General features: G+C 70.6%; 12 protein-coding genes. 9 read left to right on the top strand and 3 right to left on the bottom strand.

Features of this window, described 5'->3' with window-relative positions:
- Positions 1-258 precede the first annotated feature (258 nt).
- Together P0W64_RS15320 and P0W64_RS15315 are read left to right on the top strand one after the other, a co-directional pair.
- The gene (locus P0W64_RS15320) at positions 259-648 is read left to right on the top strand and encodes a BlaI/MecI/CopY family transcriptional regulator (protein WP_275481009.1); all 390 of its coding nucleotides are present in this window, start codon (positions 259-261) and stop codon (positions 646-648) included.
- A 75-nt stretch (positions 649-723) separates the two neighbouring features.
- Positions 724-1,614, top strand: a complete 891-nt coding sequence (locus tag P0W64_RS15315; protein WP_275481019.1) for a M56 family metallopeptidase — start codon at positions 724-726, stop codon at positions 1,612-1,614.
- Between the two features lie 5 nt (positions 1,615-1,619).
- Here the strand turns inward: P0W64_RS15315 and P0W64_RS15310 are convergent, their stop codons facing one another.
- Positions 1,620-2,399, bottom strand: a complete 780-nt coding sequence (locus P0W64_RS15310) for an RDD family protein (protein ID WP_275481008.1) — start codon at positions 2,397-2,399, stop codon at positions 1,620-1,622.
- 66 nt (positions 2,400-2,465) lie between these two features.
- Here P0W64_RS15310 and P0W64_RS15305 point away from each other — a divergent pair, with 66 nt between their 5' ends.
- The 4 genes from P0W64_RS15305 (at position 2,466) to P0W64_RS15290 (ending at position 7,361) form a co-directional block, all read left to right on the top strand.
- Positions 2,466-3,902, top strand: a complete 1,437-nt coding sequence (locus P0W64_RS15305; RefSeq protein WP_275481006.1) for a GuaB1 family IMP dehydrogenase-related protein — start codon at positions 2,466-2,468, stop codon at positions 3,900-3,902.
- Between the two features lie 128 nt (positions 3,903-4,030).
- Positions 4,031-5,416, top strand: coding sequence for a hemolysin family protein (locus P0W64_RS15300; RefSeq protein ID WP_275481004.1), 1,386 nt, complete (start codon positions 4,031-4,033; stop codon positions 5,414-5,416).
- Positions 5,413-6,489, top strand: coding sequence for a hemolysin family protein (locus P0W64_RS15295; protein ID WP_275481002.1), 1,077 nt, complete (start codon positions 5,413-5,415; stop codon positions 6,487-6,489). Before P0W64_RS15300 ends, P0W64_RS15295 begins: the two co-directional genes overlap by 4 nt.
- A 14-nt stretch (positions 6,490-6,503) precedes the next feature.
- Positions 6,504-7,361: a 3-methyladenine DNA glycosylase gene (locus P0W64_RS15290; RefSeq protein ID WP_275481000.1), complete on the top strand. Its 858-nt coding sequence runs from the start codon at positions 6,504-6,506 to the stop codon at positions 7,359-7,361.
- 10 nt (positions 7,362-7,371) lie between these two features.
- Here P0W64_RS15290 and lhgO read toward each other — a convergent pair whose 3' ends face one another.
- Both lhgO and P0W64_RS15280 read right to left on the bottom strand, forming a co-directional pair.
- Positions 7,372-8,568: an L-2-hydroxyglutarate oxidase gene (gene lhgO, locus P0W64_RS15285; RefSeq protein ID WP_275480998.1), complete on the bottom strand. Its 1,197-nt coding sequence runs from the start codon at positions 8,566-8,568 to the stop codon at positions 7,372-7,374.
- A gap of 8 nt (positions 8,569-8,576) precedes the next feature.
- Positions 8,577-9,173, bottom strand: coding sequence for a TetR/AcrR family transcriptional regulator (locus P0W64_RS15280; RefSeq protein ID WP_275480997.1), 597 nt, complete (start codon positions 9,171-9,173; stop codon positions 8,577-8,579).
- 87 nt (positions 9,174-9,260) lie between these two features.
- Between P0W64_RS15280 and P0W64_RS15275 the strand changes: the two genes are divergently transcribed.
- From P0W64_RS15275 to P0W64_RS15265, 3 genes are read left to right on the top strand one after another with little or no spacing between them, the layout of a single operon-like run.
- On the top strand, positions 9,261-10,127 hold the full coding sequence (locus P0W64_RS15275; RefSeq protein WP_275480995.1) for an SDR family oxidoreductase: 867 nt from the start codon (positions 9,261-9,263) through the stop codon (positions 10,125-10,127).
- The gene (locus P0W64_RS15270; protein ID WP_275480994.1) at positions 10,124-11,047 is read left to right on the top strand and encodes a patatin-like phospholipase family protein; all 924 of its coding nucleotides are present in this window, start codon (positions 10,124-10,126) and stop codon (positions 11,045-11,047) included. Before P0W64_RS15275 ends, P0W64_RS15270 begins: the two co-directional genes overlap by 4 nt.
- Positions 11,044-12,549 carry an NAD(P)/FAD-dependent oxidoreductase gene (locus P0W64_RS15265; RefSeq protein ID WP_275480993.1) on the top strand — a complete coding sequence of 502 codons (1,506 nt, stop codon included), beginning with the start codon at positions 11,044-11,046 and terminating at the stop codon, positions 12,547-12,549. Before P0W64_RS15270 ends, P0W64_RS15265 begins: the two co-directional genes overlap by 4 nt.
- The last annotated feature ends 50 nt before the right edge of the window (positions 12,550-12,599 follow it).

Here is a 12,599-nt window from a genome sequence, read left to right as displayed (position 1 = left end):
CCCCCCCCCCCCCCCCTCCTGCTCTCCCGAAGGAGTCGGCGGGACCCATGCTCAGCCATCATGGGTCCCGCCGTGGCACAGACCGGTGCGTCAACGCTGCAGCCCTCAGCTCGCTTACTCGGTCTGGCTGGTTCATCGCTCGTAGCGATGAACCCACTCTAGGCGAGGCTCACCTAACTAAGCAAGTCCTAATTTATGTGGCATGTCTTACGACGCGTCGTCGTAGCAATCTGCGCCTTCCCGGGTAGAATTCAAGGAATGGCGGCATTGGGAGATCTCGAACGCGCGGTGATGGACCACCTGTGGGCGTCCACCGAACCGCAGACGGTGCGCCAGGTCCACGACGCCCTGTCCCGGGACAGGGAACTCGCGTACACGACGGTGATGACCGTCCTGCAGCGTCTCGCGAAGAAGAAGTTGGTCACGCAGTTGCGCACCGATCGCGCGCACCGGTACACGGCGACTTTCGGCCGGGAGGAACTGGTGGCGGATCTCATGTTCGACGCACTTGCGCAGGCGGAGAACTCGCGTGAGGCGGCACTCGTGCACTTCGTAGAGCGTGTCGGTGCCGACGAGGCCGATGCACTACGCCGGGCGCTCGCCGATCTGGAGGCCGCCCATCCCGACGATCACAGCGGCCGACGCTGATCGCTTCGATAGTCTCGAAGCGTGTCTGCTGTCGTCTTCGGCCTCCTGGCCCTGCTACTCGCGTGGCCGGTGCCGATGTGGCTGTCGCGAGCGAAGTGGGCGATCCGCGCACCGCGTGCCGCGCTCGTTCTCTGGCAGTCCATAGCACTGGCCGCGGTCCTGTCGGCGTTCAGTTGCGGACTCGTCATCGCGAGTCGGCTGTTGGTCCCCGGCCCCGATGGACGCCCCACCACAGACCCGATCGCCGAGATCCGTGAGCTGGGGCTCGTGCCGTGGCTGATATCGGTGGCCGTCTTCGCGCTCACGCTGGTGATCGGCGCGCGTCTCATAGCGACCACGATCGGCGTCGCCGTTCGAACGCGCCGCCGGCGGGCGCACCACCGCACCGTCGTCGACATGTTGTGTCACGTCAACGAGGGCGACCCGCGGACCGCTGCGGCGGACCTACGTGTCCTCGCAGTCGATGAACCACTCGCCTACTGCCTCCCCGGGCTGCGGCACCGCGTCGTGCTCAGCGAGGGCACCCTCGCGCAGCTCACGCACGAGGAGCTCTCTGCGGTGCTCGCCCACGAGCGGGCGCACCTGCGCGCCCGCCACGATCTCGTGCTCGAAGCATTCACCGCCGTACACCACGCGTTCCCGCAGGTGGTCCGGTACACCAAGGCCCTCGACTCCGTGCGGCTGCTCATCGAGTTGCTCGCCGACGACCACGCCGTGTCCGCAACCGGCCCCCGCCCGCTGGCCCGCGCGCTGGTGACCTGCGCGGGCGGCTCCGCGCCCCGCGGCGCGCTCGCCGTCGGCGGGACCGGCACGCTACTGCGCGTCGAGCGCCTGCGCCAGGACCGCTCGTCGGCGCTGTTCAACGCCGGGGTCTACCTGGTGGCCGGCGCGATCCTCGTGATCCCCACGGTGTCCGTCGCCGTCCCGTGGCTGACCGAGCTGCACGCATTGCTGGCGGGCCGCTGACGCGTTCACGAGGTCTGGATCACCAGGTCGTTCGCCGCCTTGTCGTGCCAGCCCTGCATGCGCCCCGAGTTGTCCATGAGCGGCGACAGGAAGACCAGGAGTTGGCCCACGCCGCAGAAGAACGATCCGAGGTAGGGGATCAACTGGCGGATGAACGCCCGGCCCAGGCCGATCGGCCGCCCCGTCGCCTGGTCGACCACCTTCAGCCGCAACGCCATCTTGCCCAGCGTCGCCCCCACGAGGCCGATCATCAGCCACTCGTACAACAGCCCGAACAGGCCCGCGAGGAGCATGATCCCGAACAAGGCGACGTAGCCGGCGCTGTTTCCGCCCGTACAACTCGTCTCGTAGGTGTTCGGATCGGTCGTACACGTCGGCGCGGACGAGAACACCGCCGCGAACGCGACGCCGAAGCACACCGCGTACACGACGGCATAGATCACCGCGTCGATCAGCCGCGCGAGGAAACGCTGCCCGAAGCCGGCGACCCGAACGTTGCCCAGACCGGGAATCGCGACGAAGCCGGAGTCGGCCTGCGGTATGAAACCAGCCGGCGGCTGGCCGAGCCCGCCGCCGTACTGCTGGCCGAACCCGCCGCCGTACTGCTGGCCGGCCTGCGGCGCCTGACCGTACGGCGGCAGCGGCTGCCCGTACTGGTAGGGCCCGGCCCCGCCCGACCCGAACCCGCCGGTCTCCCCTCGGCCGTAGTCCTGCCGCGGATCGACGCCGTGCCCGGCGCCATGTGGACTCGGTGGGACCCGGTTCGGGTCGTATGGATCGGTCATGACAGTTCCTCCCCCAGCACTGTGACAATCGCATCACGGACCATATACCCACTAGACTCGCGCTACGTGCAGTTCATCGGCGACAACAGCCCGACCCACGACCTGACGTACGACGATGTCTTCCTGGTCCCGAACCGCTCCGACGTGAGTTCCCGATTCGACGTGGACCTGTCCACCGTCGACGGGACGGGCACCACCATTCCAATCGTCGTCGCCAACATGACCGCTGTGGCGGGACGTCGGATGGCCGAGACCGTCGCGCGGCGGGGCGGCATAGTCGTTCTCCCGCAGGACCTGCCCCTCGCGGCGGCCGCGGACACGATCGCCTACGTCAAGAGCCGCGACCTCGTCGCCGACACTCCGCTCACACTCGGGCCCGACGATTCGGTGAGCGACGCCCTGGCGCTGCTGCCCAAGCGCGCGCACGACACCGTCGTGATCGTCGACGACGGGCGCCCGGTGGGCGTTGTCAGCACCTCGGACTGCGCGGACGTAGATCGGTTCGCGCGGCTGCGGGACGTCATGCACACGTCGTTCGTCTGGGCACCGTCGGGCACCGCGCCGCGGGACGTCTTCACCCTGCTGGAGGAGGGGCGCGCGAGCGTGGCGATCCTCGTGGACGGCGACGGTGCACTGCACGGCCTGCTTACCCGCACCGGCACCGTCCGGGCCGGGATCTACTCCCCTGCCGTCGACCCGCGTGGCCGCCTGCGGATAGCCGCCGCGGTCGGCATCAACGGCGACGTGCGAGCGAAGGCGACTGCGCTCGCCGAGGCCGGGGCCGACGTGCTCGTCGTCGATACGGCGCACGGACACCAGGAGAGGATGTTCGACGCACTCGAGCAGGTCGCGGCCGCCGACCTCGGACTCCCGATCGCCGCGGGCAACGTGGTATCGGCGGCCGGCACACGCGACCTCGTGAACGCGGGCGCGAGCATCGTCAAGGTAGGTGTGGGCCCCGGCGCCATGTGCACGACCCGCATGATGACCGGCGTCGGCCGACCGCAGTTCTCCGCCGTGGCCGAGTGCTCGGAAGAGGCGCGCGCACTCGGCGCGCACGTGTGGGCGGACGGCGGCGTCCGGCACCCGCGGGACGTCGCCCTCGCTCTGGCGGCCGGCGCCGCCAACGTGATGGTCGGATCCTGGTTCGCCGGGACGTACGAATCCCCCGGCGACATGAAGTACGCCACCGACGGTTCGGCGTACAAGGAGAGCTTCGGCATGGCGAGCAAGCGCGCGGTCGCCGCGCGCACCGCGAACGAAGGCGCTTTCGACCGCGCCCGCAAGGCTCTGTTCGAGGAGGGGATCTCCAGCTCGCGGATTCGCATCGACCCCGAGGCACCGAGCGTCGAGGACCTGCTCGACCACATCTGTTCCGGGGTGCGGTCGGCCGCCACATACGCGGGCGCGCGGACCCTCGAGGAACTGCACGAGCGCGCGACTCTGGGGATCCAGAGCGCGGCAGGCTTCGCGGAGGGCCGACCGCTGCCGACCGGATGGTGACGGTTCGACCGGTATGATCGGCGATGTCTCGGACGGCGCATGTGGCCGCCCGGCCTGCCGCCGACCGCCCCTCGACCCCTCAAGGACCTTGACCCGAATACGCAACGCGACCGCATCGGTGGTCGTCGATGGTTAGCGCGCTCCTCACCGCCGCCGCGGTGATCGGCTTCGTCGCCCTGACCCTCGGCACCGCGGTGTTCGTCGCAGCCGAGTTCTCCCTGACCGCTCTCGAGAAGCCCGCCATCAGCGCGGACGTCCGCGACCGCGGCGACCGCCGCTCGCGGCAGGTACAGCACGCCCACGGAACACTGTCGTTCCAGCTCTCCGGCGCCCAACTGGGCATCACCATCACGACGCTGATCACCGGCTATATCGCGGAGCCCGTACTCGCGAAGTTCCTGCGGCCCGTGCTCGAGTGGATGTCGCTGCCGTCCGGTGCCGTGGCTGCCCTGACCCTGATCCTCGCCCTGGTGATCGCGACCTCACTGTCGATGGTGCTCGGCGAGCTCGCGCCCAAGAACCTCGCCATCGCCCGCCCGCTCGCGACCGCGCGCGCCACCGCCGGCATGCAGGCCGCCTTCTCGGCAGTGTTCCGCTGGGCGATCACCTTCCTGAACTCGAGCGCCAACTCGCTCGTGCGCCGTCTCGGCATGGAGCCGGCAGAGGAGCTCAGCTCCGCGCGGTCCGCACAGGAGCTCGAGGCGCTCGTCCGGAACTCGGCGGCACACGGGTCGATCGACGCGACCACGGCCGAGTTGGTCGGCCGCTCGCTGACCTTCGGCTCCCGCACCGCCGAGGACATCATGACGCCACGCCAGCGCGTCCGTACGCTCGAGGTCGGGGATACCGTGGACGATCTGATGGCCCTGTCCATCGAGACGGGCTTCTCCCGATTCCCCGTCGTCGACGGAGACCTGGACGACACTCTCGGCTTCGTCCACGTCAAAGAGGCGCTCAAGGTACCGCCGGCGAGCCGAGCGCACACCACGATGCGTGTCCTGTGCGGCCCGGCACCGGTGGTGCCCGCGTCCCTGGACGGCGACTCGCTCATGGATCAGCTGCGGGCCAACGGCCTACAGGTCGCCCTGGTAGTCGACGAGTACGGCGGCTCGGCGGGCATCGTCACCGTCGAGGACCTCATAGAGGAGATCGTCGGCGACGTACGCGACGAGCACGACGACGAGATGGCCGATGTGCAGACCACCGACGGCGGCTACCTGTGCTCCGGGCTGCTGCGCATCGACGAGGTCGAGGACTCGACCGGCTACCGCGCCCCAGAGGGCGACTACGACACGCTCGGCGGACTGGTGATGTATCTCCTCGGCCGCATCCCCGACGTCGGCGACACAGTCGAGCTGCCTGAGCATGCCGTCGACGCCGAGGGCGGCCAGGACGCGGCCCCCTGGGTCGCCCGCGTAGCCCGGATGGACGGCCGCCGAGTAGACCTCGTCGAGCTCGCCCGCGCGCAGGCCGAGGGCCCGCCGCGCCCGGCCGAGGAAGGGGCCGACGGATGACGGGCAATCTGCTGGGCGTGCTGCTCACCGTGGTCCTGCTGATCGCGAACGCCTTCTTCGTCGCGGCCGAGTTCGCGCTGATCTCCGCGCGCAAGGACCGCCTCGAAGCCCTTTACGAACAGGGCAAGCACCGTGCGAAGTCCGTGATGGAGGCGTCGGAGAAGCTCTCACTGATGCTCGCCGGTTGCCAGCTGGGCATCACCATCGCCTCGCTGCTGCTCGGCAAGGTGGGCGAGCCCGCCATCGCGCATCTACTGGAGGCGCCGCTGCATCTCGCGCACGTGCCACACGCTCTGCTGCACCCGATCTCCTTCACCGTGTCGCTGGCGCTGGTCGTCGTGCTGCACATCCTGCTCGGCGAGATGGTGCCGAAGAACATCGCGCTCGCCGGTCCGGAGACGGCGGCGATGCTGCTGACGCCGATCCTCCAGGCCTGGTGCCGCGTCGCCCGGCCGCTCATCGCGCTGTACAACTGGCTCGCCAGCCTCGTTCTGCGTGCGCTGCGCATCGAACCGAAGGACGAGCTGGACGCCACCGTCTCGGCGCGCGAGTTGTCGGCGCTGATCGAGGAGTCCGCAGGCGAGGGCCTCCTCGACGAGGAGGAGCAGACGCGGCTGACACGGGCGCTGCGCACCTCCCGCAAGACGGTGCGCGACGTCGCCATCGCCCTTCCGCAGATCCGCGGGCTGCAGACCGAGCGCGGCCCCGACGGCACGGCCGGGCCGACGCTGGGGGCCATCGAGGCGGCTGTAGCCGACACCGGCTTCTCCCGTTACCCCGTGCGCGGCGCGGGCGGCGCTTTCACCGGGTACCTGCACGTCAAAGACGTGCTCCCGGAGATCATGGACTCCGCGGTCGGCCCGGACACCGTCATCGGGGCCGCACGGATCCGCCCGCTGCCGGTGATTGACGGCTCCATGTCACTCGATCATGCGACGGCGTTCATGCGCCGCCACGGCAGCCATCTATCGGCCGTATCCGACGAGCACGGGCGCACCGTAGGGATCGTCGCGCTCGAGGACCTCGTCGAGGAGTTCGTCGGAACCGTACGGGACGGGACGCACCGCGTGTGAGCCCGCGGGCCACGGTGTCGGAAACGCAGCTGCTGGACCGGGAGCTGTGGCGGGAGCGAGCGCGAGCGCACCGGGCCCGGCTCGCGCCTTTCGTCGACGCGCACCTCGAGCGGTGCAGGCGAGGCGAGAAGCATCCCGTGTGGGATTTCCTGTTCACCTACTACGGGCTGCGGCCGGGGCAGCTACTCCGCTGGCATCCCGGCTTCGGCGTGGCTCTCGCGGGCGGCGCCGACGAGTACGGCTCGGCCCGCGGCTATGCCGTCGACGGGGACTCCGCATCCGTCGACACCGCGTGGTGCGCCCGGCGCCGGGACTTCGTCGAATACCTCGAGCGGCTACTTGCCGCCACGGCCTCGCGGCCCGCCGCGCTGGGCTGCTTCGGCCTGCACGAGTGGGCGATGGTCTACCGCGCGCGCGACGTACGTCATCCGGTCCCGCTGCGGCTCGGGCCGGCCGGTGCCGACGCCGTCGTCGACGCGGGATCACTGCGATGCACGCACTACGACGCGTACCGGTTCTTCACGTCCGACGCGGCGCCGAAGAACCTCCTGCCGCTGTCGCGCGAATCGCAGGTCGACTCGGAGCAACCGGGCTGCCTGCATGCCGGCATGGACCTCTACAAGTGGGCGTTCAAGCTGCTGCCGGGCGCACCGTCGGAGCTGGTGGCGGACGCGTTCGATCTGGCGCGCGACGCCCGCGAGCTGGACATGCGGGCAAGTCCATACGACCTCACGGAACACGGCTTCGAACCCGTTCGCGTCGAGACCGCCGCGGGCCGCGCGGAGTACGTGCGCGCGCAGAGCGCACTAGCCGAGCGCGCTGCGCCCATCCGAGACCGCCTACTCGCGTTGTGCCGGACCTGGCCCGCATGACAAGCGGGTCTCACGCCGCGAAGTCGATGCGATCCACGATGTACTCGGCGATGGCCAGGGAACTCGTCGCCGCGGGCGACGGGGCGTTCCGAACGCTCGTCACCCGGGACGCGGAGTGGATCACGAAATCATCGACGAGGCTGCCGTCGGCGCCGAGTGCCTGCGCACGCAACCCGAGCCCGGCCCGCGCGACGTCGGCCGCGCCGATCTCCGGCACGTAGACCTGCGCGGCACGCATGTATGCGCGGACCGAGAGCACGCCCGCTGCCTCGGCGAACCCGGTACGCCAGTGCGTGCCGACGAACCGCCAGAAACCCGGCCATCGCAGGGTGTCGAGGACGTCGGCCGCACCGACGGATGCCCGGCCGTAGCGGCGGCGGCTCAGCGCGAGGAACGCGTTCGGCCCGACCTCGAGCGTGCCGTCGACGCGCCGCGTGAAGTGCACTCCGAGGAACGGATAGCGCGGATCCGGCACGGGGTAGACCATGCCGCGCACGAGTTCCTGCTTCGCCGGGTCGACACGCATGTACTCGCCGCGGAACGGGACGATCCGCGGGTCTGCGGGGCCGCCCGCGAGACGGCCGAGTCGGTCCGATTCGAGCCCGCCGCACAGCACCACCCGGCCGACGGCGCGCGGCTCACCACCGGCAGTCTGGAGCTCGACCCCGCCGTGCGCCCGTCGCAGGCCCGTCACCTCGGTCTGCAGCAGCACGTCACCGCCCTGGGCCCGAACCCCGTCGGCGAGCGCACGGCACACCGCAGGGTAGTCGGTGATCGCGGTGTGCGGCGAGTGCAGGGCAGCGAGACCCGTTGCGTGCGGCTCGATCTCGGTGATCGCGGAGACGTCGACGCGGCGCAGTCCGGGGACCCCGTTGGCGGTGGCCTTGCGCTCCAATTCGTCGAGGCGTGGCAACTCGGCGCTGTCGACGGCCACCACGAGTTTGCCGCATCGCTCGTACGCGATGCGGTGCTCGGCACAGTAGTCGCGCAGCAGATCGCGGCCGCGCGTGCACAGCTGTGCCTTGAGGCTGCCCGGCGCGTAGTAGATTCCGGCGTGCACGACGCCGGAGTTGTGGCCCGTCTGGTGGCGGCCCACATCGTCCTCACGCTCGAACACCACCACCCGCGTGCCCGGGCGTCGCCGGATCACCTCTCGCGCCACCGCGAGCCCGACGATGCCGCCGCCTACGATCCCGACCGTCTCCACCCCGACTCCTAACCGATCAGCGCCAACGCCGTCCGCAACGCCCCGACCATCGGGTCGATCGATATCGTGGGATCGACCGCGCGCTGGATCCCCAAGCCGATCCCCGCACTGAGCAGCAGGTCGGCGATCTGGCCGAGCACCTCGTCGTCGACCGCGGCGTCGCTCTCCGTCCGCAGGCTGCGGAGCAGCTCGACCACGGCCGCGCGGGCGTCGTCGCGGAGCTCCGCGATCACGCGCGTCAGCGCGGCATCGCCCCGCGACAACGTGACGAATTCGAGTTCGAGCATCGTCCAGCCCACGTCACCGACAGTGCGCTCCAGCCACTCGCCCGCCGCCGCGACCCGGTCCTCGAGTGCGAGCTCGCCGCCGGTCAGGGCGGCGAGCTCGCCGATCTTGTCGTGGTGGATCTCATCGAGGACGGCGCGACACAGCGTCGGCTTGTCGGTGAAGTTGGAGTACACGGCCCCCTTGCTGTAACCGGCATGTTCGGCGATGTCCTCGAGACTCGCCGCGCCGTAGCCGACCTGGAGGAACCGCTCGCGTGCCGCATCGATCAGCTCCTGGCGTGTGCGGGCACGCTGCTCGGCACGGGTCAGACGGGACACCCCGCGATGCTACCGCCCCTGAGGGTGTTTACATACCGGAGGAACTCGAATACCGTCGGTATCCAGAATCGAGAAGGGTTGCATCACATGGGAATCTTCAGGCGTGGCGGCGAGCCACGGGACCTCAGCGGCACCGTCGTCGTGGTGACCGGCGGCGGACGCGGCATCGGCGCGGCCACCGCGGCGGCATTCGCCCGTCTGGGCGCCGACGTGTGGATCGGCGACGTCGATCCGGACGTCGCGGCCGCGACCGCCGAGAGGCTGCCACGGGCCCGTGCCGCCACCCTGGACGTGACGGACCGGGCCTCGTGGGCAGCGTTCCTCGACCAGGTAGGTGAGGTGGACGTCCTGGTGAACAACGCCGGCGTCATGCCGCTCGGCGCATTCGACGGGGAGGACGAGGCGACCCGCGACCTGATCCTCGACGTGAACGTGCGTGGCGTGCTGAACGGGATGCAGGCCGTCCTGCCGCAGATGATCGACCGCGGGCGCGGCCACATAGTCAACATCGCATCGATGGCCGGCATGATGCCGCTCCCCGGCATGGTCACCTACAACGCGAGCAAGTACGCCGCGCTCGGCGCCTCGCTCGCCGCCCGGCGCGAGTACGACGGCACGGGCGTGGCCGTGTGCGCGATCCTGCCCGCAGCGGTGCGGACGGAGCTGTCCAGCGGTGCGCAGCTCGGCGGCGGCCTGCCCACCGTCGACCCCGAGGACGTGGCCCGCGCCGTCGTGGGCACGCTGCGTACGCGCGCCGCGCGCACGTCCGTCCCTGGCTGGGTCGCGCCCGGCTGGGCCCTCGTCGAAGCTCTCGTGCCGGAGCCGGTCGAGAAGCTGGCACGGACGCTGCTCCGTGACCGTCGTGCCCTCTCCCTCGATGCCGATGCGCGCAGGGACTACACCGACCGCATCCACCGGCAGGCGCTCGCACACGATCCGGAGGCCGACCGGTGACGCGCGCCCTCGTCATCGGCTGCGGCGGCACCATCGGCGGAGCCTGGATCGTCGCCGCGCTGGCCGCACTCGCCGAGCGCCTCGACTGGGATCCGCGCGAGGCCGACATCCTGCAGGGCACATCCGCCGGTGCCGAACTGGTGGCGATGTTGTCGGGCGGATACGGCATCGACGACCTCGTGGCCATGCAGTCCGGCCGGACCGACGACGGGGTCCTCCGCCGGCACGTCGCCGACACGCCACCCAGCCTCCCCCGCGTTCCGTTTCCCGCGCCCATCGACCCGTCCACCCTCTGGCGCGGGGGCCGCGGGCACAGCCGACTCACGGGCATCGCGCCACGCGGCCGCGGCGACGCGGCATGGCTGCAGCGACTCGCCGAGGCGGTCGCCGGTCCCGACGGATGGCTCCCCCACCCCGGTGCGCGACTCGTCGCATACGATCCCCGCCGGCACGAACGCGTCGCGTTCGGTGCTCCCGGCGCGCCCGCGGCGACCGCCGGCGAGGCGCTGCGCGCGTCGTGGGCGATACCCGCGTGGATGCCGCCCGTACCGATCGACGGCAACCTGTACGTCGATGGCGGCGCCGCCTCCACGGCGTCGGTGGATCTCGTGCCGCCGGACGTCGACGAGGTCTTCGTTCTGGCTCCGATGGCATCGCGTCCGGGCGTGCGCGCCCCGGGCACCGGCGGGATCGCGGAGTATCACCTGCTGCGTAAGCCCATGTCCGCGTTGCTGTTCGACGAGGCCGAGGAGGTGCGGGCGCGCGGCGCCGCGGTCGTGACCATCACGCCGGACGCCGAGGACCTGCGCGGCCTGGGTTCGCACTTCATGGCCCGTGGCCGACGCGCGGACGCTTTCACCGCTGCGCGAAGCACCGCACCCGCGTCGGTCGCGCGGGCTCTCGCCGAGGCCGGGCTGTGAGCCGGGAGCCGCGCGTCGCGATCATCGGCGCCGGGATCTCCGGCATAGCGACGGCGTACACGCTGCGGCAGGCGGGGTTCACCGATGTGGTCGTGCTCGAGAAGGGCAGTGACGTCGGCGGCGTATGGCACTGGAATCGCTACCCCGGACTGACCTGCGACGTCCCGTCCCAGCTGTATCAGTTCTCGTTCGCGCCGAAGGCCGACTGGTCGCGGGTGTGGGCGTCCGGGCGCGAGATCCAGCGTTACCACCGTGACGTGTGTGACCGACTGGGGCTCTCCGAAAGGATCCGGCTGAACACGGAGGTGGTATCCGCCGAGTACGCCGACGGCACCTGGACGCTCACCGACCAGCGCGGCGAGCGCATCGTCGTCGACTTCCTGATCTGCGCGACCGGCGTGCTGCACAACCCCGCGATCCCCGACCTCCCCGGGCTCGGCGATTTCGCCGGCCGACTGGTGCACACGGCCCGCTGGGACGACGAGATCGTGACCGACGGCCGCAGGGTGGGCGTGATCGGTACCGGATCCACCGGCGTCCAGGTGGTGTCCGCGCTCGCCCCGGGAGCCCGTTCGGTCACGCACTTCGTGCGCTCGCCGCAGTGGATCCTCTGGGCACCCATGCGTATCCCGCAGCCGAGGATCGCCGGCAGGGTCCTACGCCGCGCTCCGCGGTTGCACAGCCGTGTCTACGACGCGTTCCTGCGCGCCTCGGGCATCCTCGCCGACATCGTCACGACGCCGTCGTGGCGCCGCCGCGCGGTGCAGGCGTACGCACGCCTGTCGCTGCGGCTGCAGGTCCGCGACCCGCGACTGCGCGAGATGCTCACGCCCGACTACCAGCCGCTGTGCAAGCGCCAGGTGGTCTCGGGCTCGTACTACAGGGCCCTCCAGCGAGCCGACACCGAGTTGGTCACCGACGGAATCGCGCAGGTCACCCCGACCGGCGTCACCACGGTCGACGGGCGCCACCACGAACTCGACGTGCTCGTCCTCGCCACGGGATTCCGTACGCACGACTACATGCGGCCCATGCACGTGGTCGGGCGCGACGGGCTGACACTCGACCAGGCCTGGACGTCCGGGCCGCGCGCATATCGCATGACGGCGATCCCAGGCTTCCCGAACCTGTTCACCGTGCTCGGACCGAACTCGCCGACCGGATCGATCTCGCTGCAGCACTCGGCCGAGCTCACGGCCCGCTACATCGCGCAGTGGCTGGAGCGCTTCCGGCGCGGTGAGGTCGACACTGTCGAGGTCACGGGCGCGGCCACAGAGCGGTTCCAGGAGCAGGTCGCCGGTGCGATGGGCCCGACGGTGTGGAACACGGGCTGCTCGTCCTGGTACCTCACCGAGGGCGGGGCGATCGACCTGTGGCCGTTCGACCGAGCGACGATGGAGCGCATGCTCGCAGCACCTGACGAGTCGGACTTCGAGACCCGCACCCGGCCCTTCGGGCAGGACGCGACACCGCCCGGGTTCGATCGACATACCCCCGGGTAACCTTGGTGTCGGCAGCTTCACTCAAGGAAGCGCGACGACGAAGGGGACTG

The organism is Tsukamurella sp. 8F (assembly GCF_029167375.1).
Lineage (GTDB): Bacteria > Actinomycetota > Actinomycetes > Mycobacteriales > Mycobacteriaceae > Tsukamurella.
This window is presented reverse-complemented; position numbering and strand designations above follow the sequence as displayed.

What these genes read in the sequence shown, in the direction of transcription:
- P0W64_RS15320 (WP_275481009.1), top strand. Translation starts at nt 259, where the DNA reads ATGGCGGCATTGGGAGATCTCGAACGCGCGGTGATGGACCACCTGTGG.
- P0W64_RS15315 (WP_275481019.1), top strand. Translation starts at nt 724, where the DNA reads ATGTGGCTGTCGCGAGCGAAGTGGGCGATCCGCGCACCGCGTGCCGCG.
- P0W64_RS15310 (WP_275481008.1), bottom strand. Translation starts at nt 2,399, where the DNA reads ATGACCGATCCATACGACCCGAACCGGGTCCCACCGAGTCCACATGGC.
- P0W64_RS15300 (WP_275481004.1), top strand. Translation starts at nt 4,031, where the DNA reads ATGGTTAGCGCGCTCCTCACCGCCGCCGCGGTGATCGGCTTCGTCGCC.
- P0W64_RS15295 (WP_275481002.1), top strand. Translation starts at nt 5,413, where the DNA reads ATGACGGGCAATCTGCTGGGCGTGCTGCTCACCGTGGTCCTGCTGATC.
- P0W64_RS15275 (WP_275480995.1), top strand. Translation starts at nt 9,261, where the DNA reads ATGGGAATCTTCAGGCGTGGCGGCGAGCCACGGGACCTCAGCGGCACC.